This is a genomic window from Deinococcus maricopensis DSM 21211, from assembly GCF_000186385.1.
Taxonomy (GTDB): domain Bacteria; phylum Deinococcota; class Deinococci; order Deinococcales; family Deinococcaceae; genus Deinococcus_B; species Deinococcus_B maricopensis.
Genome location: NC_014958.1, coordinates 1,407,275 through 1,429,010, shown reverse-complemented (window position 1 = coordinate 1,429,010; position 21,736 = coordinate 1,407,275). Strand labels below are relative to the sequence as shown.

Genomic DNA, 21,736 nt, shown 5'->3' with positions numbered 1-21,736 from the left:
AAGCCGAATCCGGTCCACTGTCGAAGACGAGGTGGTAGACGTGCAGCGCGGAGTCGGTGGTGGCGAACACCGACTGGTTCGCGTAGCGGGTCGCTTCGTACACCTGGTCGAATTCGCGCCAGCCGGCGCGCGTCGCGGGCGAGATCACGAAGCCCTGGCGGGCCAGGGCCTGCTGCTGCGCGGCGCTAAGGGGCGCGAGGCCCTGCACAGGCAGGCCGCGCAGCATGCCGGGGCTGCTGAGGCGGTCCAGCGTGAACGGCAGCGTGTACCCGCTGGCGGTCGCGGTGGCGCTCAGCAGGGCGGCGCACAGCGCGGCGTAGGGTCGGTGGCGCGTCATTCCCGAGTATAGGAACGGAGGGCGTGCGCGCCAGAACGTGTGAAATCTACAGGTGGAGGCGGGGCGCAGTGCGCCCCGCCTCCACCCTTCCCGGTCAGTTCAGGTCCGCGGCGGGCGTTTCACCCCCCAGGGTGCGCAGGACCTCGCGCAGCGGCGAAGCGTCCTCGCTGCTCACGCCGTGACGCTCCGCGAGGTAGTGCGCGACCCACGCCGCGAAGTACCAGTGCGCGAGCTGCGCGGCGTACTGCCCGTCCTCGTCGTCGGTGCTGCCGGTGTACGGGACGTGAATGACCTCGTCGATGCGGGTTTCGAGCACCTCGCGCGCGAGGGCCAGTTCCGGGTCGACGTGCCCGAGCAGCAGCGCGACGCGCCCGTCACCCGTCTCGTGCCGCGCCTCGAACGCGCCGGTCAGGATGTACAGCGGGTCGCGTTCCACCGGGATGGACAGGGTCTTGCCGATGCGGGCGAGCAGCGTCTGCCAGGCGTACGTGAGCCACGCGTCGCCGCTCGCGGCGAGCAGCATGGGCGTGCGGCCCCACAGGCTCCACGCGAGTTCCCGCGCGGGGTTGCCGTCCTCGATGTGCGGCGCGCAGCGCTCCGCGAGGTCGCGCATCAGGGCGTCCGCGCGGGTGGCGGCGTCCGCGTGGCCGGTGGCGTGCGCCGTGAACTGCGCGTAGTGGTAGGTGCTCGTCACGCCGCGCGGCACGAGGAAGCTGAGGGCGTCGAGGGGGCCTTCGCCGGCGCGGACGATGCGGGCGCCGCTCGCCTCACCGAGGTTCGCGTAGTCGGCAGCGGCGACGCTCGTTTCGGCGCTGCTGAGGATGAATTGCGTGCCGCCCGCGCTCAGTCGGCGGTCCGTGAAGGTGGTGAGGAGGTCGGCGGGCAGGGCGCCCTCGCCGAGGCCGAGGACGGCGTGCGGGCCGTCCAGCGGCGCGGTCGGTCCGGCGTAGCTGCCGGGCAGGGCGAGCAGGGTGTCGGTGAGATTCATGGGGTTCATCCTTGCATGGTCACCGGAGGGGGATGGTGACAAAAAGTGCGGCGTGGTGCAGATGCAGGCGTTTCATGCGGCTCGTTTCACGCATGCTAGAATCTGGCGCGTGCACGTCTATGAGCGCAAAAAACACCACCCGAGGGTGGTGTTTTCGTGGCGCGCCCGAAAGGATTCGAACCTTCGACCTTTGGCTCCGGAGGCCAACGCTCTATCCAACTGAGCTACGGGCGCAAAGCTTTGCCAAATTAGCATGCTCCAGGGAGGAATACAAGTGAATCAGAAAGCATTGGTGCGCGTCCTGCTCATCGTTCTGGCGGTGATGCTGGTGCTGGGGATGGTGGCGTCGTTCACGCCGCTGCTCGGCAACCTGGGCGGGCAGAACAAGGGGAACCCCGCAGTGAAGGTCAACGGGACCGTGATTACCGACCAGGACCTGGAGTCGGTGCGCCGCGGCAACCCGGTGCTGGGCCTCACGCAAGACGGCGTTCTCGGCGACGATTTCAAAACGGCGATCGTCGAAAGCAAGGTGCAGGAGACGCTGCTAAAGCAGGGCGCCAGCGACCAGCAGGTGTCGCGCGCGGAAGTGAACGACGCCGTCAGCAAACTCCGCGAGCAGCTCGGCCTCAAGAGCAACAAGGAGTGGGTGGACCGCCTGCAGCAGTACGGGTTCACGGACGCGTCGTTCCGTGAAGCGCAGCGCACGCAGCTCGCGTGGCAGAAGAAACTCAAGGCGCTGCAGGACGCCACGCCCAAAGGCACGCCCGCCGAAGCGCAGCTGTACTACACGCTGCACCCGGACGAGTTCAAGAGCGAGGCGCGCATCGTGGGCCGCCAGATCGCCGTGAGCAGCGAAGCCAAGGCGAAGCAGCTGCTCGCGCAGGCCAAGGGCGGCGCGGACTTCGCGAAGCTCGCCAGCGAAAACAGCACCGTCAACAAGGACCGCGGCGGCGCGCTCGGCCCGATCGAGAATGGCGAACCGAAACCCGTCGCGAAGATCACCCTGCCCGCCGAAGTGGGCGAAGCGGCGTTCGCGCTCACGCAGGGCGGCTTGACCGACGTGGTCAAGAGCGGCGACAAGTTCTACATCGTGAAGGTGGAGCGCTTCGTGCCTGCCAGCACCCAGCCCTTCGAGGCGGTGCGCAGCAAGGCCATCGACGCCGTCACGAAACAGAAGCAGGACGCCGCCGTGGAGGCGTGGTACACGGACCTGCGCAACAAAGCGAACGTGGAGTTCGTGGACAGCGCCTGGAAGTGGGATGACTCGACGGTCGCGACCGTGAACGATCAGCGCGTCCGCTACCCGGAACTGCTGACGCGCATGCTCAGCGACCAGCAGCTGCCGGCGCTGCTGCAGCAGCTCCCCCCGGCCGACGCGGCAAAAACCGTGAACGGCTTCGTGAAGCCGGGCGTGCTCGATACGCTCGTGAACGAGTACGCTGCCAGCGAGATTGTGAAGGCGCAGAAGCTGCCGCTCGTCGGGTCGCGCACGGCGCTCCTCGCGAGCCTGGAAGCGTACGGCGCGCGTGACGTGAAGATCACGGACGCGCAGGTGCGCGACGCGTACCAGAAGAACATCAGTGCGTACCGCACGCCGGCCAGCGCGAACATCAGCGAGATCAGCTTCGCGTCGCGCGAGAAGGCCCTGGCGTTCCGTACGGCGTTCGCCGCCAGCCCCAAGAACCTCTCCAGCAGCGCCGCGCGCGCCGGCGGCACCGTGAACGAACTCGGCACCGTGCAGCAGGGTCAGGCTGACCAGAGCGGCCAGCCGAAGCTGAACCCGCTGCTCGACAAGGCCGTGTACGACGCCGGCCGCCTGGAGCCCGCCGGTGAGGGCAGCCTCAGCGACGTCGTGGAAGTCAACGGCCGCTTCAGCCTCGCGTACGTCCGCGACTTGGTGCGCGGCAGCACGAAGCCGCTCAGCGAAGTGAGCGATCAGGTGCGCGAGACGCTGCTGCAGGAAGCGCGCACCCAGGCGGGTCAGGCGTACCTGCAGGCGCAACTCAAGGGCCTGAAGATCACTAAGTCCCTCGACAAGGTGCTGGCCGCGCAGGAGAAGCGCGTGGCTGCGCAGGCGCCGAAGACGACGCCCGCGGGTGGCACCGGCACGAGCGGCGCCGCGCAGGGCACCACGCCCGCCACGGGCGGCACCTCGGGCACCACCAACAAGTAAAGCCTCAGCAGAGGAGGCCGGGCGTACGCCCGGCCTCCTCTGTATGCTGCTGGGTGCGTGCGGGGTTCAGACCACTTCGATGAGGCGGGCCTGCACGAAGGGCCGGAGGGTGTTGAGCAGTTCACGTGGGGTGACGTTGCTGCTGGCGATCATGCCGCCGAGCGTGCCGCGCCCGACCAGGCTGAGTGCGCGGTACTGCGCGCGCGTGACGGGCATCTGCTCGTTCCAGGCGGACGTGAAGCGCACGCCGCGATCCCAGTCGGGGAAGGCGGCGTTGAGGGGCGTCCAGGCTTCGCCGTCCTGCCACAGGCGTTGCAGCAGGGCGTCACGGCGCTGCTGGATGGTCCGTTCGGGCGGGTTGACGCCCCGCTCGAACGTGAACTGCCCGCCGGCACCGCTGGCGACGATGTCCAGCGCGTCGTTGCCGGCTCGGCCGAACGCGGTGGCGTGCACGACCTCGCCGTTCTCGAGGTACAGGTCGCCGGCGCGCGCATTGTTGATGCGCAGAAGGCCGCTGCGGCCGCTGTTGAGCAACATTTGCAATACGCCAAGGAACGGGAACTCCGTGAGGCTTCCGGTAAGCATGTGCGCCCAGTGTACTCCAGCGGCGGGCCCTGAGGTCTGGGGGGCATTTCATGAACGAGGTGGCCACGCACGGGGCGTGGCCACCTCGGGGCGCCGGGGGCGCTCAGTCCATTGCGCTGGCGAGGGCGGGTTCGGGCTGGTGGGCCTGCGCGCCGACGCTGCGCAGGCGCTCGGCGAGGCGCTCGTACCCGCGGTTCACGTACTGCATGCCGTCGATGGTGGTTTCCCCCTCGGCGGCGAGCGCGGCCACGAACAGTGCCGCGCCGGCGCGGATGTCGGCGGCCTTCACGGGCGCGCCGTGCAGCGTGGCCCCCTGGATCACCTGGGTGTGCTCGCTGACGGTGATTTTGGCGCCCATGCGCTGCAGTTCCACGACGTGCGTGAGGCGGTCCGGGTACACGGGGTCCACGACGACGCTCGCGCCGGGGACAGTGGTGAGCAGGGCGCTCATCTGAGGCTGCACGTCGGTGGGGAAGCCGGGGTACGCCTGCGCGGTGACGTTCACGGGTTTCAAGTCGATCCCGGCGGCGTCCACGAGCAGCGTGTCGTGCGTTTCGAGGATGCGCACGCCCATTTCGCTCAGCTTGGCGCTGACGGCGCGCACGTGCTCCGGGCGGACGTTCGTGAGGCGCAGCTGGCTGCGGGTGGCGGCCGCGGCGATCATGATGGTGCCGGCTTCGATGCGGTCGGGAATGACGGTGTATTCACCGCCGCGCAGGCTCTTGACGCCGTTCACGGTGATGGTGTTGGTGCCGGCCCCCTGGATGTCCGCGCCGAGGCTGTTCAGGAAATTCGCGAGGTCGACGACGTCCGTGTCGATGCTGGCGTTTTCGAGGGTGACGGTGCCTTCACCGAGCGCGGCGGCGAGGATAGCGTTCTGGGTGGCGCCGACCGTGAGCATCTCGAAGATGAAGTTGCCCTGGAGCGGCTCGGGGCGTTCGGCCTGGAAGTTCCCGCCTTCTTCCTTGACCGTGGCGCCGAGGGCGCGCAGGGCCTTGACGTGCTGGTCGACGGGGCGGTGACCGAACGCGCAGCCGCCGGGCATGCTGACGGTCGCTTCGCCGGCGCGGGCCACGAGCGCGCCGAGGATGATGAAGCTGGCGCGCATTTTGCTGACGAGCGCGTACGGCGTTTCGGTGCTGGTGAGCTCCGGCGTGTGCAGCATCAGGCTGTTCGGGCCGGTCCAGGCGTGGCGGGTGCCGAGGTGCGCGACGATCTCCAGGATGGTGTAGATGTCGCTGAGGCGCGGAATGCCATGCAGCGTGATGGGCTCGGCGCTGAGGAGGCTCCCCACAATGATCGGCAGAGCGGCGTTCTTGCTGGGTTGAACGTGGTAGTCGCCGCGGAGGGGTTGACCGCCGATGATGTGCAGGGGGGTGAGGTGAAGCATGACATTCCTTTCAGGGCGGCGCGGCGCGCCGATAATGGTTGGGTGATGCGAACCGCGCAGGGCGATTTCGTCTTACGCATCTTACACATGGTACTCACGAGCGTCTAGCGCGCCCCTGTGGATCTAAAGGATGATGTTGAGCCTACTCACGATGCGTGTTAGGCTGAGCTTCGTTACAGGAGTCACGCCATGCCGAAAAAGGAACGAAAACGCTTGCAGGTGGTCATCTCGGACGAGCAGGACGCCCTGCTTACCAAGACCGCGTATGAGCTGTCGAGCCCGGAACGGCTGATCTCCAAGAGCGAAGTCGTGCGCCTCGCCATCGAGAAGATCGCGCGCGAAATGGGTGAGGACGCCCTCCTGGACGACTACCGGGCCCTGCTCGAAAAAGACGAAGTCCGCGACGACTGAACGTCGCGGAAGCGCGGCCCCGGAGCATCCGGGGCCGCGCTTCCGTTCAGGACAGGTTCCTCCACCTGAGCCCCTTATTCAGCGGGGCTCTCCCCCACTCAGCAGGCCCGGCATTCACGTGCGCGGTACACTTCGGACGTGGACCTTCTGGACGCCCGCCTCGACCAGCGTTACGTGCTGCAGGACCTGCTGGGCGAAGGCGGCAGCGCCAAGGTGTACCGCGCGCACGACGAACGCCTCGGACGGGACGTCGCCGTGAAAATCCTGCATGACCACGTGCACCCCGCCGACCGAACCCGCTTCGAACGGGAAATTCGCACCCTCGCGCGCCTCGCGCACCCAGGCGTCGTCAGCATCCTCGACCTCGGCACCTTCGAGGGACGCACATTCTTCAGCATGCCGCTGCTCAGCGGCGGCCCGCTCAGCACCCTCGGCCCGCTCGAGGACACACCGGAAAGCGCCGAGGTGTTCCTCGACGCCGCCACGCTGATCGCGCAGGCGCTGCACCACCTGCACGACCGCGGCCTCGTGCACCGGGACCTCACGCCGAACAACATCCTGCTCGACGCGCACCGCACGCCCCGCGTCATGGACTTCGGGCTGGTGTCGTCCGGCATGAGCGAGCACACCCTGCACCTCACGCGCAGCGGCGTGACGCTCGGCACACCCCAGTACATGGCACCCGAGCAGGCGCGCGGCGTGAACGTCGGCCCGCACAGCGACCTGTACGCGCTCGGCGCCGTGCTGTACCGCGTGGCGTGCGGCAGCCCGCCATTCGTCGGCGACAACGACCAGAGCGTCCTGTACCAGCACGTGTACGAACTCCCGGACGACCCGCGCCTGCACAACCCCGCCGTGCCCGACGAGATCGCGCGCCTGATCCTCACTCTGCTCGCCAAGAAACCGGAAGCGCGACCCGAAAGCGGCCTGCGGCTCGCACGGCAGCTGCAGCGCGCCCGGGACCTGCTGCGCCGCGCACACAGCAGCGGCCAGTACCGTGGCGGGCGCGCGCGCGGCGGCGAGCACCTCGGCGGGCCACTCAGCCCGGGCGCGCTGCAAGAAGCGTGGGCCGTGCCGCTCGGCGGGGAGGTCACGTGGCCGGCTGCCGTCACCGGCAGCGGCCCGCTCGTGACCGTCGGAACCCGCCAGGGGCAGCTGGCCGTCGTGAACGTCAGCGGCGACCTGCACGCCACCTACACGGCCCGCGACGAGGTGACCGCCCCCGCCACGTTCCACGAGGGCACGCTCGTGTACGGCGCGTGGGACGGCACGCTGCGGCGCGTTCGCGTGCAGGACAGCCATGAGCTCTGGCGGCACCAGACGCGCGCGGAAATCACCGGCACGCCCACCCCCTGGGGCGGACGGTACCTCGTCACCAGCCGCGACGGCCACCTGCACAGCGTCGACGGCGACTCCGGCGAACTCGCCTGGGCGTACCGCACGGGTGGACCCATCGCGGCGTCGCCGGTCGTGTGGGGCTCGAACGTCTTCATTGCCGACGAGGACGGCTGGCTGCACGCCCTCGACGCCACCACCGGCACGCCCGTCTTCAAGACGCAGCTCGGCACGGTCCACGCCACGCCCGCCCTCGCTCCCCGCGGGCGCGGCGAAGCGGTCCTGATCGTGCCCACCTGGAACGGCGAAGTGCACGCCCTGCACCTGCAGGTCCGGCAGGGCCGCGCGCACCTCGCCGCGGACGAGCCGCTGCTGTGGACGTACGACGTGGAAGGCGAGGTGTGGGCGTCGCCCGCCACCGCCGAGGGCCTCGTGGTGATCGCCGCCTGGGACGGACAGGTGCGCGCTCTGCGCGTCCTGGACGGCGAGGAGGTGTGGACGCACCGCGCGAGCGGGCGCGTGACGGCCAGCCCCGTCATCTCCGACGGGCACGTGTTCCTCGCCACCGAGGACGGCGAACTCAGCGCGCTGACGCTCACGCGCGGGCAGGTCCGCTGGCGGGCCCTGCACCCCACCGGCGTGCAGGCGACGCCGCTCGTGTCCGACGGCGCGCTGTACGTGGCGTTCATGGACGGCACGCTGCGCGCGTACCGAGAGGCGACCGGGCAGCCCCTCACAACGTGAAGGGAGCGTCAGCATTTTGTCCCGGTTCAGCGCGGCGCACGCGCCGTAGACTGAACCGTGAGTGCGCGCGCCGCCCCGGGCGGGCCGCCTGAGCCATCGCCACGCACCGCGCGCAGGAGGAACTACGCATGCCCAACCTCGGTTTTCCGGAAATTCTGCTGATCCTGGTGATCGCCCTGCTGGTATTCGGCCCGAAGAAACTCCCGGAGCTCGGCAAGAGCCTCGGGCAGGGCATCCGCTCATTCCGTGAAGGCACGCAGGGCCTCAAGGACGAACTCGACGCCAGCTTCAAGGACGCCCCCCCCGCCAAAGCCGCCACGACCCAAACAGTCGTGACCGTCAAACCTGAACCCGTTCAGGTCGAGCCAGCCAGCACCGACGACCGCCGCGCCTGACCGGCCGGGCGGCGCGCCCGGTAGAATCATGCGGTCATGGCGAGCTTCCTCGATCCGGAGTACCTGCTCCGCACGTTCTCGTACGTCGGCCTCGGCGGCGTCATCTTCGCGGAAACCGGGCTGCTGCTCGGCTTCTTCCTGCCGGGCGACAGCCTGCTCATCACCGCCGGCATCTTCGCGGCGCGCGGCGACCTGAACATCGGGGTGATCATGGCGCTCACCGGCGTGCTCGCACTGCTCGGGAACCTGTGCGGCTACGGGATCGGCCGGGCGTTCGGGCCAGCCATCTTCGCGCGGCAGAGCCGGTTCTTCCGACCGGAGTACGTCGAGCAGGCGCGCGCGTACTTCGAGACGCACGGCACGCAGACCATCGTGCTCGCCCGCTTCATCCCGATCGTGCGGACCATCGTGCCGACCCTGGCGGGCACGCTGAACATGGACTTCCGCGTGTTCGCGCTGCACTCGCTGGTGGGCGCGCTGCTGTGGGGCGTCGGGGTGCCGCTCGCCGGGTACCTGCTGGGCCGCGTCATTCCCCACGACGTCCTCGACAAGTACATCCTGCTGATCATCGGCGCGGTGCTGGTCCTGTCGTTCGTGCCGGTGGTGCTGGAGCTGCTGCGCCGTCATCGCCGCTCGCGCTCGTCCTGAGGGCACGGGGCCGCGGGCGGGCGGGGGCGTCCCCCGCCCGCCCGCGGCGTTCAGGCGAGCCGGCCTTCCAGGAAGGTGACGGCCTCGTGCGCGCCCATGCGGCGCGCCGCGTCGAGCGCGGTGTGCCCGCCCGCGTCCCGGGCGTGCAGGTCCGCGCCGCGGTTCAGCAGCGCCTCCATCACGTCGGTCCGCCCGAACATGGCGGCCATCATCAGCGCGGTGCGGCCGTCCCCGCCCGCGCCGTTCACGTCGGCGCCACCGTCGAGCAGCAACGCTGTCATGCCCAGGTCCCCGCGGAACGCCGCGGCCAGCAGTGGCGTCTGCCCCTGGTCGTTCTGAAGCTCGGGGTCCGCGCCGTGCGCGAGCAGCTGACCCGCAACCTCGTGGTGCCCGTGGTAGCTGGCGAGCATCAACAGGCTGTCGCCCTTCGAACTGCGCAGGTTGGCGGGCAGTCCGCGCTCCAGCAGCGGCGTGAGCTGCGCCGCGTTACCGGCGCGCACGGCGTCCAGCACGGCATGCAGGAAGTTCAGGGTCTCGTCGTCCACAGGGGCCGTAGGGGTGTCCGCTTGATCATGCATGGTGTCTCCTTCGTGGGCGGCAGGTGTCGCCGCGTCGCCGATCAGCCTGACAACCAGCGCCCGGCCCCGTCTGTAAGGACGAGCGGCTTTGACGCACCCCTGCCCGCACATTCGCGTGGGCGGCGCGGACGTGGGTGCTAGGCTTCCCACGTGAATTCCGCGCCCACCCTCCCGGTCGTCCCTTCCGCGCCTGCACGGACCGCAGGACACTGAATGCTCGCGCGGACCACCAGCGTCGCCCTGATCGGCGTGAACGCCGTGCCCGTGACCGTCGAGGTGGACGTCTCCCCGGGCCTGCCCGCCTTCGCCATTGTCGGCCTGCCGGATCAGGCGCTCAGTGAGGCACGCGAACGCGTCCGCGCCGCCGTGCGCAACAGCGGCCTGCCGTTCCCCACGGCCCGCATCACCGTGAACCTCGCGCCTGCGGACCTGCGCAAGGAAGGCCCACTGTTCGACCTTCCAATCGCCCTGGGCGTCCTGGCCGCGCAGGACCTGCTGCCCACCAGCGCGCTCGGCGGCGTGCTGATCGCCGGGGAACTCGCGCTCGACGGGTCCCTGCGGCCCGTGGCGGGCGCCGTAAACCTCGCCCTGCGCGCCGCCGAGGTCGGTGCGGACGTGCTGCTGCCCCTCGCGAACGCCGAGGAAGCCGCCCTGATCGACGGCGCGCGTGTGTACGGCGCGTCCACCCTGCGGGACGCCGTGGCGCACCTCAGCGGCGAGGCGCCCCTGCCGCTCACGACGCCGCCCACGCCCACCCCGCCCGAGGACACGCTGCTGGACCTGCTCGACATCAAGGGGCAGACGGCCGGCAAACGCGCGCTGGAAATCGCCGTGGCCGGCGGACATAACCTCCTGATGGTCGGCTCGCCAGGCAGCGGGAAGACCATGTTGGCCCGCCGCGCCCCCGGGCTGCTGCCGCCCCTCACGCGCGCCGAGGCGCTGGACGTCACACGCATCCACAGCGCCGCCGGGCTGCTGTCCGGCCGCGAGGGCCTGCTCACCACCCCCCCGTACCGCGCGCCGCACCACACCGTCAGTGACGCCGGCCTGATCGGCGGAGGCAGCGTCCCCAAGCCCGGCGAGGTGAGCCTCGCGCACCGCGGCGTGCTGTTCCTCGACGAGTTCCCGGAGTTCAGCCGCAAAGCGCTGGAAACCCTGCGTCAGCCGCTGGAGGAGGGGACGGTCACGATCAGCCGGGCGCGCGCGACCGTGCAGTACCCGGCGCGTTTCCAGCTGCTGAGCGCCATGAACCCCTGCCCGTGCGGGTACTTCGGGGATGCCGAGCGGCCGTGCACCTGCACGCCGGGCGAACGCGCTCGGTACGCAGGTCGCTTAAGCGGGCCGCTGCTGGACCGCATTGATCTGGTGGTGCGCGTGCCACGCCTGACTGTGGATGAGTTGACGCGCGCCGCGCCGGGCGAGCCGAGCGCGAAGGTGCGTGGCCGGGTGCTGCGGGCGCGGGAGCGGATGCTGGCACGGCAGGGCGAACGCAACGCGCTGCTGCAGGGACAGGCGTTGCAGGCGCACGCGCGGCTGGGGCCGGGGCCGGAGGCGTTCGTGCGGGCAGCCGCGCGCACGTTGGGGCTCACGGGACGCAGTTTCGACCGGGTGCTGCGCGTGGCGCGGACGGTTGCGGACCTGGCCGGGCACCCGGACATCACCGAGGCGCACCTGGCCGCGGCCGTAAGTTACCGACCACGTGATCTGGCCACCTGATTGAGGCGGCGCCTCATGACCGCGCCCCGAGTGGCCTCGGGGCGCGGCGGTGCGTTACTCGCTGGTGTCGGTCTGCTTGCCGCCTCGGCCATCGTTCGGGCCGGCGTCGCCGCGGCCATCAAGGCGGTCGGGGTTGGCGATCACGGCGGGCACGGCGCTGCCGCTGGGGCCGCTCGGAATCGGAATGACGGCGGCGGGCAGGCCGTCGTCGCGGCTGCGGACGTCCTCGCCCTGCAGACTGGAGTTCACGAGGTTCTCGTTGTCCTGTTCGACGTCCTCCACGCTGCGGCCAAGGGGGGCGTCGCCGTATCTGTTGTCGCTCATGCGTTTACGGTAGGCGCGGCGCGCGTGACGGGCCTGAAGGGGCGGTGCAGGCAGGTTCATGCGCCCTTCAGTGGCCCTTCACGCCGTCCGCGCGGGTGGCTCAGGCGTACCGGGGTTGGAAGCCGATCATCAGGCGGGCGCTCTGGCGGGCGACCAGCAGGCCGCCGGTGGGCAACGGGACGACCAGCAGGTCGCGGACGGGCGCGGCAGGCATGCCGGGCAGCGCGACGACGAGGTCGCCGTTGTAGTTGCTGAGCAGCGTGACGGGGCGCCCCGCGACCTCCACGGTGATCGGCTCGTCGCGGTACGTGACCGCCAGGACTTCCTGCCCGGTGCGCACCGCCGTTTCGGCCGTGACGAGTGCGGGGGGGTCGACCGCCTGGCGCAGCAGCTCGAGCAGGTACGCGGCGCGTGCCGGGGGGCATCCGAGGGCCATGGCGGCCATCTGGAAGGCGTCCTGGAAGGTGGATGCGTCGAGCTGTTCAGCACGGGCGATCAGGCTGTCGGCGCCTTTGCGGGCAAACGCGAGGAGCGTGTCCGGCGGGGCGGCGTGGTACTTCACGGCGGTGGCGGCGCTGACGCTCGCGGCGTCCACGCGGCCTTCGCGGAAGCGCTGCGCGACCGCGCGGGCGAGGCGCAGGTTCAGGTAATCGTCTTCGCTTTCGAGCAGGGCCGACACGGTACGTGCGCGGGCGAGCAGGGCCTGCAGGCCGGTGGCGGGCGGCACGTCCAGCACCAGCAGCAGGTACGTGCCGTCAGTGGCAGCGTATACAGGACCGGCGCGGCTGCCGCTCGCAATCGTGGCGGGCTTGCCGGGCTGCGGTGTGAGGTCCAGTGCGTGTTGATCGATCATCAGCTGCCACGCCCCGCCCGTCGTGGCCTGCCACGTGACGTGCAGGCCGTGCCAGCGGACCTCCCCGGGGCCGTACAGGCGCGTGGCGAGCGTGCTGCTGCGCGTGTCGACCTCGGTGATGCGCCGATCGGCGTTCTGCGCGTGCAGGATGCCCGCCACGGTGGGCAGGCCGTCCCCTCGTCCCCCCTGCGAGGGTGGAATGAGGTCCTCGAAGAACTGCAGGCCGCGTCCGAGCGCCGCGCGGATCTGCGCGCGCTCGGTGGGCGGACGCTCGCCGCGCTCGCCGAGGATGCGGCGAATCATGGCGGTGCGTTCCTCGTGGGAGAGCGGCTCGCGGTCGAGGGCACGGATGCGCGCCTCGCGGTCGGCGTCGTTCGGGTCGCGGGGGTAGGGGTTGTGCGCGATCTCGGTCGTCATGGAGCGCGCGCGTTCCAGGCCGCCGGGTTCGAGCAGGCGCGTGAGCAGGTCGTGCAGTTCCCGCGTGGCCGTTTCGGGGTTGCCGAGGGACACGAGCGGGTCGTCCTCGGCGGGCACGGCGTACTTCAGGCCGCCGCGTTCGAGGTTGACGTTCAGCGCGTGCAGGGCGCGCAGCGTGACGCGTCCGGGTTCGCGCGTCCAGGTGTCGGCCTGCCGGGCGACGCGGCCACGCAGGCGCTCACGCCACGCGGCCTGCGCGAGCGCCTGCATGACGCGCTGCTCGGCGTCTTCCGGGCGGCTGGTGGCCTCCCAGTGGCCGAGCGGCGTGCTGGGTGAGCTGCTCACGACGGGGGCGGTGCGGCTCACGCGGGTGTACTGCCGCCATTGCCGGTCCGTCTGCAGGAAGCGGCGCAGCAGGGCGCTGTCGAGCGGCGCGCCGATCAGGAGGTCCCGCAGTTCGCCGACGGAGCGGCGCCCGCCGCGCGGCAGGCGGTCCGCGAGCAGGTCGGCGACCTTATACTCAAACAGTTCCACGAGTTCCGCCCAGTGATCCACGCCCACAGTGTAACGGGTGCGCCGCAGCGAGGACGTAGTGGGCATTTCGGTGGTTTTTCGCGAGCGGGCGGGCAGGGCGAAACGCTAAGCTACGTTTATATGGTCTTGATGTTCACCGCAGAGCGCGCGCCTGGCGCGGGCATAATCGGGCGGGCGCGCTGATGGCGCTCGGGTTGCTGCTGCTGCTGTCCTTGTTCGTGGCGGCGCTGCTGCTGCTGCTGCGCGTGCCGGAACGGGTGCTCGCGGTGGCGTGGGCCGTGCTGGCCGTGGCGGTCGCGGCGGCCCTGGTGTTCCTGGGCGGCGCGAACCGCGCGCAGGGGACGCTGGTGGCCGCGGCGGCGCTGGCTGGCGGGGCGCTGGTGCCGCTGGGGCCGCTGGCGTTCCGGCGGCGCGGGAACAAGGCGGCGCCGCGCCGCCCGATGCCGCGCACGCCGAAAACGCCGACCACCGTCACGGACGTGTCGTTCCGGGAGTACGACGTGCTGGACCGCATCGGCATCGGCGGGATGGGCAGCGTGTACCGCGCGCGGCGCAAAACGGACGGGCGGACGGTCGCGCTGAAGGTCCCGCAGGAGAAGTACCTCGCGGACGCGAAGTTCGTGAAGCGTTTTTACCGTGAGGCGGAGGTCCTCAAGCGTTTCGATCACACGAACATCGTGCGCGTGTACGACTACAAGGCCACCGAGGACGAGCATTACATCGCCATGGAGTACCTCGACGGCGACAGCCTGGAGGCGCTGCTGGAGGAGCGGCAGTTCGGCTTCTCGGAAAGCGTGCAGATCCTGCGGGCGCTCAGTGACGCGCTGCGGCACATTCACGCGGCGAACATCGTGCACCGCGACATCAAGCCCGCGAACGTGATGGTGCTGCGCGGCGCGCTCGACAGCGGGAAGCTGCGCGAGGGCGGCGTGAAGCTTATGGACTTCGGCATTGCGGTCGGGAAGGTCCTGACGCGCCTCACCATGACGGGCGCGCGCGTCGGCACGCCGATCTACATGGCGCCGGAGCAGGCGAAGGGAAACCGCGTGGACGCCCGCAGCGACGTGTACTCGCTCGGGCTGCTGATGTACGAGATGGTCACGGGGCAGACGGCGTTCAAGGGCAGTTACGAGGCAGTCGTGCACCAGCAGGTGTTCGAGTCGCCGAAACCGCCGAAGCAGGTGCGTCTGGAGGTGCCCGGCAAGCTGAACGACCTGATCCTGAACATGATCGAGAAGGACCCGGCGGCGCGTCCGACGCTCGACAACGTGATCGCGCGCATCGACGCGGGCCTGCTGGGCGAGGACGCGTTCACCGACCCGGTGGCGCTCGCGATGAGCGTGCAGGAGAAGCGCGGCACGCTGCGCCTGCTGGACCTGCAAGGCAAGCTGCGCGCGAGCCTGCGCGACACGGGCGGCGCGCTGCCGACCGCGCCGAACGCCCTGGCGAGCATCGGGGAGTTCCTGTACGCCACGGTGCTGGAGTACCGCTCCGGGAAGCAGGACGCGCCGCTGGTGCGCAAGATGGACCAAGACGGCCGGGAACTCGCGGCGTTCGGGACGTACGGGCTGGGCCCGGAGGGACTGCTGCACCCGATCAGCATCGCGGTGCACGGGGACCTCGTGCACGTGCTGGACGCGGAGACGGTACAAGTCGTCACGTATGACGCGCAGGGCCGGTTCGTGCGCCGTGTAGGCGGGCGCGGAAGCGGGCAGGGGACGTTCGAGCGTCCGCGCGCGCTCGCGGCGGCGTCGAACGGGGACCTGCTGGTCCTGGACACGGCACTTAACGAGGTGCAGCGTCTGCGCGTGACCGGGGAGTACGTGACGCGCTACGCGTTCCGCAAGGACCGCAACAGTGATGAGCTGCGTCCGCTGGACGGCCTGGGCGTGGACGCCGCTGGTGGGGTGTACATCGTGGACGCCCTGGCCCGCAAGGTGCGGAAGATCGACGCGGACGGCGCGCCCGGCCAGTCGTTCACCCTGGAGAGCATGGTGGGCGAACCGAACGACGCGCCGTGGCTAATGCAGGTGGACGCGCGCGGGCAGTTGTACGCGGCGCGTCAGGGCGGTCAGATGTTGCGCATCTTCAGCACGGGCGGCGACCTGGTGTCGTCACGGGACATGTACGCGCCGGTGCAGGCGATGGCGCTGATTGAACGTCAGCCGCGCTGAACGGCGAAAGGAGAGGCGCGTCCGGGGTCACCGGACGCGCCTCTCCTTTCATGAGGGCCCTTGGGGCGGGCTCAGGGCGCGAGGCCCAGGCGCGCCTGGATGTACAGGCGTTCGCCGTCGAGCAGGGCGCGCAACTGCTGGGCGTCGCGGGGGTATTCCTTGCCGCGGTGGTTGGCGTGCGCTTCGAAGCGGCCGGCGTCGAAGGCGTCGGTGAGGGCGGTCAGGACGGCCTGCGCGTCGTAGTCGTGGCAGGCGAACACGTCCGCGCTGAAGGTGGCGTGGCTAGGAAAGGCGTGCACGGCGATGTGCGCGTCGCCGGCTGTGATGACGCCGCTGAGGCCGCCGGGCACGGCGTAGACGGTGGCGGTGGCGTCGGCGTGGGGGGTGACGACGCGCAGCGCGGCCGTGAGGGCGTTGCCCAGGTGGGCGGGGTCCGCGAGGCGGTCACTGCTGGCGTGCTGCCCGTCGATGGTGAGGTGCGGGCCGAAACCGAATAGATGCAAGGGGGACCTCCGGCGCCGTGGGGCGCGCACCCGCTGATTATACGGACGGGGCCTGCGTGTGGGCGCGAGCGTGGCGTGCGCAGTGCGACGCATGTTACCGTCGCCGTGACAACCTTGGAAGCCGCGCTACAGCGGGTGCCACATGGGGTGGTATTCTGCTCTTTGGTTACGCCGCATGAGACGACGCTCAAGCGGGGTTCAGCGCCCCGGACCGGCCCGCCTTACGGTCGGGTGAGCGTTCCGGCTGTCACCCGATTGTCGCCACACGGAGGCGTTGTGGCGGAGGATGAATCTCAAGGAGGATTTCAGAATGTACCGAGGCAGAGAAGGGCAGTGGGCGTTTTACCTCCACCGCCTGTCGGGTCTGGCGATCCTGCTGTACCTGTTACTTCACATCGTGAGCATCAGCCTGCACGTCTTCGGCGAGGGCGCGTACATGGCCGTTCACGAGATGTATGACTTCTGGCTGTTCCGCGTGGGCCTGATCGCCCTGACCGGCGGAATCCTGTACCACAGCCTGAACGGGCTGCGCATCGTGGTCATGGACTTCGCGGGCGCGGGCGTCGCGTACCAGCGGCAGATGTGGTACGCCGTGCTGGTCCTGTCGCTGATCGGCACCGCGTACACGGCGTACAAGGTCGTGCCGCGCATCCTGGGAGGCTACTGATGCTCCGCGCGAAAACGTATCAGGACGCGAAAATGGCGTCGCACACGAACGCCGAGCTGAACTGGTGGATCTTCATGCGCATCAGCGGCGTGCTGCTGGTGTTCCTGGTGCTGGGGCACGTGTACATGACCTTCATTCAGGTCAGCGAGAGCGACGCGACCTTCGACGCGGTCGTGAACAAGCTCGCGCAGCCCGCCTGGAAGTTCTACGACTTCCTGATCCTGCTGCTCGCCACGCTGCACGGCGTGAACGGCGCGCGCTACAGCATCGAGGATTACATCCGCTCCCGCCCGAACCGGTTCTGGGTGAAAGGCGTGTTCTACACGGTCGTCGCGTCGATCTTCACGCTCGGCACCATCGGCCTGTTCACGTACCACGCGTAAGGACACTGAATGCATCATCGTTATGACGTACTGGTGGTCGGCGCTGGCGGCGCTGGCCTGATGGCTGCGCTGTACGCCGCGAAAGGGAACGTTTCCGTCGCGGTCGTCAGCAAGCTCTACCCCACCCGTTCCCACACGGGCGCCGCGCAGGGCGGGATCGGCGCGGCCCTCGGCAACGTCGCCGAGGACCACTGGGAATGGCACATGTTCGACACGATCAAAGGGGGCGACTACCTGACCGACCAGGACGCCGCCGAGATCTTCGCGAAGGACATCATTGAGGCCGTGTACGAGCTGGAGCACATGGGGCTCCCCTTCTCGCGCACGCCCGAAGGCAAGATCGCGCAGCGCAAGTTCGGTGGGCATACCCGCGAGTTCGGCAAGGCCGCCGTGGAACGCTCCTGCTACGCGAAGGACCGCACTGGCCACATGATCCTTCAGACGCTGTACCAACAGAACGTCAAGGCCGGCACGACGTTCTTCAACGAGTACCAGGTCCTTGACCTGATCATCGAGGACGGCGTGTGCCGCGGCATCGTCGCGTACGACATCGCCACGGGCGAGCTGCACACCTTCCACGCGAAGGCCGTCATTCTCGCGAGCGGCGGGTACGGGCGCGCGTTCAAGATCACCTCGAACGCGCTGACGCTCACCGGCGACCTGATGAGCATCTACTACCGCAAGGGCCTGCCGCTGGAGGACATGGAGTTCTACCAGTTCCACCCGACCGGCATTGCCAAGCTCGGCATCCTCATCACCGAGGGCGTGCGCGGTGAGGGCGGCATTCTGCGCAACGAAAGCGGCGAGCGCTTCATGGAGCGCTACGCGCCGACCATCAAGGACCTCGCGCCGCGCGACATGGTGAGCCGCGCGATCATCAGCGAGATCCGCGAGGGTCGCGGCGTCGGCCCCGACAAGGACGCCATCTTCCTCGACGTGACGCACCTGCCGCGCGAAGCGGTGGAGCAGAAACTCGCGGAAATCACCGACCTGTCGCGCACGTACCTCGGCATCGACCCGGTCAAGCAGCTCGTGCCGATCCAGCCGACCGCGCACTACGCGATGGGCGGCATTCCCACGACGCTCGACGGCGAGTGCATCGCCACTGACGACGGCCAGCTCATCACGGGCCTGTACGCCGCCGGTGAGGTCGCGTGCGTGTCGCTGCACGGCGCGAACCGCCTCGGCACGAACAGCCTCGGCGACCTGATCGTGTTCGGGCGCCGCGCCGGCGTGGCCGCTGCGAAGTTCGCGCGTGACGCCGTCCTGGCGGACATGCCCGTGAACCCCGCGGCCATGGCGAGCGACATGATCGCCAGCCTGAAGACCGGCCAGGGCCGCGAGAACGCCGCGCGGATCCGTAAGGAACTGCAGGAAACGATGATGGCGAACGTCGGCATCTTCCGCAACGGTCCGGACATGGCCAAGCAGGTCGAGATCATCAAGGAACTCAAGGACCGCTACCGGAACGTCAGCGTCAGCGACACCGGCACGCGCTACAACAGCGAATTGATGGAAACGGTCGAGGTGGGGTTCCTGCTGGACTGTGCCGAGGCGATGACCGCGAGCGCCCTGAACCGCACGGAGTCGCGCGGCGCGCACGACCGCGAGGACTACACCGAGCGTGACGACGCGAACTGGCTGAAGCACACGATGGCGTACCGCGACATGCGCGGCAACGGCAACGTGAACATCGGGTACAAGCCGGTGGTGCTCGGCAAGTTCGAGCCGAAACCGCGCGTGTACTGATGAACGGCGGCGGGCCGAACGCCCGCCGCTTCGCCCTGAACGTAATCCAGAGGGGTGCGGGCCGTCCCGCACGGGCGTATCCTGCTCTGAGGTGACCGAATGAAGATCAACGTGAAGATCCTGCGCTTCGACCCGGAACGGGACAAGAAGCAGCACTGGCAGACCTTCAGCGTGGAAGCCCAGCCGGGCGACCGCGTTCTGGACGTCCTGAACTACGTCAAGTGGTACGAAGACAGCACCCTGACGTTCCGCCGCTCCTGCGCGCACGGCATCTGCGGCAGCGACGCGATGCTGATCAACGGCCGCAACCGCCTCGCCTGCAAGACCCTGCTGCAGGACGTCGCGAAGGACGGCGGCACCATCACCGTCGAGCCGATCCGCGGCCTGAAGGTCGAAAAGGACCTCCTGACCGACATGGAGCCGTTCTTCGACGCGTACCGCGCCGTCATGCCGTACTTCGTGAACGACGAGCCGCCCCCCCCGGGCGAGCGCATCCAGAGCATCGAGGACTCGGAGCGCATGGACCACAGCAGCAACTGCATCCTGTGCGCGTGCTGCACCACGTCCTGCCCGATCTTCTGGGTGAACGGCCGTTACCTCGGCCCGGCCGCGATCGTACAGGCGCACCGCTTCATCTTCGACAGCCGCGACAAGGCCGCGAACGCGCGCCTGAACATCCTCAACCAGAACACGGGCGTGTGGCGCTGCCGCACCGCGTACAACTGCACCGAGGCGTGCCCGCGTGACATCCCGATCACGCAGCTGATCGAGGAAGTCAAGCGCGCCGTGATGTACCAGCAGGCCTGACCTTCCGCTCCCAGGCGCCCCCGACCGGCCGGTCGGGGGCGCCTGCGTTCGTGCTGCGGGGCCTCCTCCCCTATGCTGGGGTGGGGAGGCTTTCATGACTGCATCCGCACCACCACTCGCGCGCGGCTGGCCCGTACTCGGCAGCGCCCTGGACCTCGCAGCGGACACGCGCGGGTTCCTGACACGCACGTACCAGGACCTCGGCCCAGTGTTCCGCGTGCACGCCGGCCCGGAGCGCCTTATGGTCCTCGCGGGCGCGGAAGCGAACGTGTTCGCGGCCCGGCAGGGCGCGCAGCTGTTCCGCTCGAAGGAGTTCTGGCAGGACAACGACCGCGAGATGGGCGGCGTCACGCGCTCGCTGATCAGCGTGGACGGCGAGGAGCATCGCGCGTTCCGGCGGGTGGAGCGGCGCGCGTACAGCCGCTCGCACTTCGAGGCGAACGTCCGCCCGGTCCTCGCCGTGGCCGCCGAGGACCTCCTCCCCTACCGGCCGGGCGATACGCTGCGCGTCGCGCCGTGGTGCAAGGCGACCGTCACGGAGCAGCTCGCGCGCGTCGCCGTGACGGGCACGGCCCGGCCGTACCTCGCGGACATCCTGGCGTTCGTGCAAACCGGCCTGATGGTGACGGTCACGCGCCGCTGGCCGCGCGCCGCGCTGCGCACCCCCCGTTACCTGCAGGCGAAGGCGCGCGTGTACCGCATGGTGGACGACCTCGTGGCGTGGCACCGCGCGCACCCACCGGTGGACCGCGCCCCGGACCTCGTGGATGACGTGCTGGCCGCGCAGGCCGCCGCGCCGGACTTCTGGAGCGACGCGGACGTACGCCTCGCGGCGATGGGCGCGTTCATCGCCGGGCTCGACACGGCCGCGAACAGCCTCGCGTTCGTGCTGTACCGCCTGCACCGGCACCCGGACGTGCTGGAGGCCGTCCGCGCGGAAGTGGACGCAGCGTTCGCGGACGGCCCGCCGCGCGCGGAGGCGCTGGGGCGCATGCCGCACCTGCACCACGCGGTCATGGAGACGCTGCGGCTGCACCCGATCGCGCCAGCCATCACGCGCACGGCGAACGAGGCGTTCACGTTCGCGGGGCACACGGTGCCGGCGGGCAGTCAGGTGCTGATCGCCACGAGCGTCGCGCACGGCCTGGATCAGTTGTACCCGCACGCGGCGACGTTCGACCCGGCCCGGTTCGAGCCGGGCCGGGCGGAGCACCGTCAGCCGGGCGCGTACGCGCCGTTCGGGGTGGGCACGCACACGTGCCTTGGCAGTGGCCTCGCGGAGGGCCTGATCATGCTAAACGCGGCGGCGGTCGTGCGGACGCTGGACCTGCACCTCGACCCGGCGTACCGCCTGCGCGAGGTGGCGCGGCCCACCCCCAGTCCGGACGCGCGGCTGACGCTGAGTGTCCGGGCGGTGCGGCACCACCCGGTCACGCTGCTCGCCTGACCCCATGCGCAGGGCTGCCCGACCGGGCGGCCCTCCTGCACACTCGTTTCGGGGTTCGTCAGAACTGCAGGGCGTAACGGCCGCCGCGGCCGTCCTGGCATTCGCCGATGCCGTGGCGGTTCACGTCCACCTGGAAGGTGCAGGTGAGGACCTGGCCCGCTGGGGTCTTGGCGATCAGGTTGCCGTTGCGGGGCGCGGCGGTGCGGCGGGTGCCCGCCTCGATGCTGCCGCCGTACGCGGTACTGTTCGTGTTCCCGAAGCTCGCGCCCACCGTGACGCCCAGCCGCAACGGACCGGGCGTGGCGCTGTCGTCCAAGACGGTGTAGCGGCCGGTGTACACGTCCGCGCCGAGGCGGATCGTCACGTTCGGCTTGCTGGTGGGCAGCGTCCAGTCGGGCGCGAGGGTGCCGTCGAAGGCGATGGCGCCTTCCTGGCCGGTGGTGGTGTTTACCAGGCGACCCTGCGGGGAGGTGACGGTGGGCGCGCACGCGCCGAGCAGCAGGGCGGACGCGAACAGCAGCGGGGTGGCGTTCATGGTGTCCTCAGCGTAAGCAGCGTTCCTGACGCGCGGGTGAGTC

The 21,736-nt window shown here is 69.8% G+C and carries 20 protein-coding genes, 1 tRNA gene and 1 pseudogene; 12 read left to right on the top strand and 10 right to left on the bottom strand.

The window, feature by feature from the left end; genetic code table 11:
- Nucleotides 1-28 precede the first annotated feature (28 nt).
- The 3 genes and pseudogenes from DEIMA_RS18635 to DEIMA_RS06690 form a co-directional block, all read right to left on the bottom strand.
- A pseudogene (locus tag DEIMA_RS18635) lies at nt 29-226 on the bottom strand (DUF3160 domain-containing protein); the annotation flags it as partial.
- Nucleotides 227-431: 205 nt separating this feature from the next.
- Nucleotides 432-1,325 (bottom strand): SIS domain-containing protein, encoded by an 894-nt coding sequence (locus DEIMA_RS06695; protein ID WP_013556472.1) that lies wholly within the window; start codon nt 1,323-1,325, stop codon nt 432-434.
- A 157-nt stretch (nt 1,326-1,482) separates the two neighbouring features.
- Nucleotides 1,483-1,559 (bottom strand) — tRNA-Arg (locus DEIMA_RS06690).
- A gap of 40 nt (nt 1,560-1,599) precedes the next feature.
- Between DEIMA_RS06690 and DEIMA_RS06685 the strand changes: the two genes are divergently transcribed.
- Nucleotides 1,600-3,498: a peptidylprolyl isomerase gene (locus DEIMA_RS06685; protein ID WP_245528354.1), complete on the top strand. Its 1,899-nt coding sequence runs from the start codon at nt 1,600-1,602 to the stop codon at nt 3,496-3,498.
- 66 nt (nt 3,499-3,564) lie between these two features.
- Here DEIMA_RS06685 and DEIMA_RS06680 read toward each other — a convergent pair whose 3' ends face one another.
- Both DEIMA_RS06680 and murA read right to left on the bottom strand, forming a co-directional pair.
- Nucleotides 3,565-4,083 carry a DUF4388 domain-containing protein gene (locus DEIMA_RS06680; protein ID WP_013556470.1) on the bottom strand — a complete coding sequence of 173 codons (519 nt, stop codon included), beginning with the start codon at nt 4,081-4,083 and terminating at the stop codon, nt 3,565-3,567.
- 103 nt (nt 4,084-4,186) lie between these two features.
- A complete protein-coding gene (murA, locus tag DEIMA_RS06675; protein WP_013556469.1) occupies nt 4,187-5,473 on the bottom strand; it encodes a UDP-N-acetylglucosamine 1-carboxyvinyltransferase in 1,287 nt (428 codons plus the stop codon).
- A gap of 189 nt (nt 5,474-5,662) precedes the next feature.
- Between murA and DEIMA_RS06670 the strand changes: the two genes are divergently transcribed.
- The 4 genes from DEIMA_RS06670 (at nt 5,663) to DEIMA_RS06655 (ending at nt 9,006) form a co-directional block, all read left to right on the top strand.
- Complete coding sequence (locus tag DEIMA_RS06670; protein WP_013556468.1) at nt 5,663-5,884, top strand: hypothetical protein; 222 nt, start codon at nt 5,663-5,665, stop codon at nt 5,882-5,884.
- Between the two features lie 138 nt (nt 5,885-6,022).
- The gene (locus tag DEIMA_RS06665; protein WP_013556467.1) at nt 6,023-7,963 is read left to right on the top strand and encodes a serine/threonine-protein kinase; all 1,941 of its coding nucleotides are present in this window, start codon (nt 6,023-6,025) and stop codon (nt 7,961-7,963) included.
- 128 nt (nt 7,964-8,091) lie between these two features.
- On the top strand, nt 8,092-8,358 hold the full coding sequence (locus DEIMA_RS06660; RefSeq protein WP_013556466.1) for a Sec-independent protein translocase subunit TatA/TatB: 267 nt from the start codon (nt 8,092-8,094) through the stop codon (nt 8,356-8,358).
- 36 nt (nt 8,359-8,394) lie between these two features.
- Entirely contained in the window at nt 8,395-9,006 is a 612-nt protein-coding gene (locus DEIMA_RS06655) for a DedA family protein (protein WP_013556465.1), read from the top strand.
- 50 nt (nt 9,007-9,056) lie between these two features.
- Here the strand turns inward: DEIMA_RS06655 and DEIMA_RS06650 are convergent, their stop codons facing one another.
- On the bottom strand, nt 9,057-9,584 hold the full coding sequence (locus tag DEIMA_RS06650) for an ankyrin repeat domain-containing protein (RefSeq protein ID WP_013556464.1): 528 nt from the start codon (nt 9,582-9,584) through the stop codon (nt 9,057-9,059).
- A 213-nt stretch (nt 9,585-9,797) separates the two neighbouring features.
- Here DEIMA_RS06650 and DEIMA_RS06645 point away from each other — a divergent pair, with 213 nt between their 5' ends.
- Nucleotides 9,798-11,300, top strand: a complete 1,503-nt coding sequence (locus tag DEIMA_RS06645; protein ID WP_013556463.1) for a YifB family Mg chelatase-like AAA ATPase — start codon at nt 9,798-9,800, stop codon at nt 11,298-11,300.
- Between the two features lie 54 nt (nt 11,301-11,354).
- Here DEIMA_RS06645 and DEIMA_RS06640 read toward each other — a convergent pair whose 3' ends face one another.
- Together DEIMA_RS06640 and DEIMA_RS06635 are read right to left on the bottom strand one after the other, a co-directional pair.
- Complete coding sequence (locus DEIMA_RS06640; RefSeq protein WP_013556462.1) at nt 11,355-11,624, bottom strand: hypothetical protein; 270 nt, start codon at nt 11,622-11,624, stop codon at nt 11,355-11,357.
- A 100-nt stretch (nt 11,625-11,724) separates the two neighbouring features.
- On the bottom strand, nt 11,725-13,449 hold the full coding sequence (locus tag DEIMA_RS06635) for a hypothetical protein (protein WP_043816525.1): 1,725 nt from the start codon (nt 13,447-13,449) through the stop codon (nt 11,725-11,727).
- Nucleotides 13,450-13,610: 161 nt separating this feature from the next.
- Here DEIMA_RS06635 and DEIMA_RS06630 point away from each other — a divergent pair, with 161 nt between their 5' ends.
- Nucleotides 13,611-15,602, top strand: a complete 1,992-nt coding sequence (locus tag DEIMA_RS06630; protein ID WP_013556460.1) for a protein kinase domain-containing protein — start codon at nt 13,611-13,613, stop codon at nt 15,600-15,602.
- A 71-nt stretch (nt 15,603-15,673) separates the two neighbouring features.
- Here DEIMA_RS06630 and speD read toward each other — a convergent pair whose 3' ends face one another.
- Nucleotides 15,674-16,105, bottom strand: a complete 432-nt coding sequence (gene speD / locus DEIMA_RS06625; RefSeq protein ID WP_013556459.1) for an S-adenosylmethionine decarboxylase — start codon at nt 16,103-16,105, stop codon at nt 15,674-15,676.
- A gap of 286 nt (nt 16,106-16,391) precedes the next feature.
- On the opposite strand from speD, the gene sdhC reads away from it, so the two are divergent.
- The 5 genes from sdhC (at nt 16,392) to DEIMA_RS06600 (ending at nt 21,158) form a co-directional block, all read left to right on the top strand.
- A complete protein-coding gene (gene sdhC, locus DEIMA_RS06620) occupies nt 16,392-16,772 on the top strand; it encodes a succinate dehydrogenase, cytochrome b556 subunit (RefSeq protein ID WP_076736853.1) in 381 nt (126 codons plus the stop codon).
- Nucleotides 16,772-17,155 (top strand): succinate dehydrogenase hydrophobic membrane anchor subunit, encoded by a 384-nt coding sequence (locus DEIMA_RS06615; protein ID WP_013556457.1) that lies wholly within the window; start codon nt 16,772-16,774, stop codon nt 17,153-17,155. The genes sdhC and DEIMA_RS06615 overlap by 1 nt, the downstream gene beginning before the upstream one ends.
- Before the next feature lie 9 nt (nt 17,156-17,164).
- A complete protein-coding gene (sdhA, locus tag DEIMA_RS06610) occupies nt 17,165-18,904 on the top strand; it encodes a succinate dehydrogenase flavoprotein subunit (RefSeq protein ID WP_013556456.1) in 1,740 nt (579 codons plus the stop codon).
- Nucleotides 18,905-19,003: 99 nt separating this feature from the next.
- Nucleotides 19,004-19,711: a succinate dehydrogenase iron-sulfur subunit gene (locus tag DEIMA_RS06605; protein ID WP_013556455.1), complete on the top strand. Its 708-nt coding sequence runs from the start codon at nt 19,004-19,006 to the stop codon at nt 19,709-19,711.
- 94 nt (nt 19,712-19,805) lie between these two features.
- Entirely contained in the window at nt 19,806-21,158 is a 1,353-nt protein-coding gene (locus tag DEIMA_RS06600) for a cytochrome P450 (RefSeq protein WP_013556454.1), read from the top strand.
- 58 nt (nt 21,159-21,216) lie between these two features.
- On the opposite strand, the gene DEIMA_RS06595 is transcribed toward DEIMA_RS06600, so the two are convergent.
- A complete protein-coding gene (locus DEIMA_RS06595) occupies nt 21,217-21,693 on the bottom strand; it encodes a hypothetical protein (RefSeq protein ID WP_013556453.1) in 477 nt (158 codons plus the stop codon).
- Nucleotides 21,694-21,736: the final 43 nt, after the last annotated feature.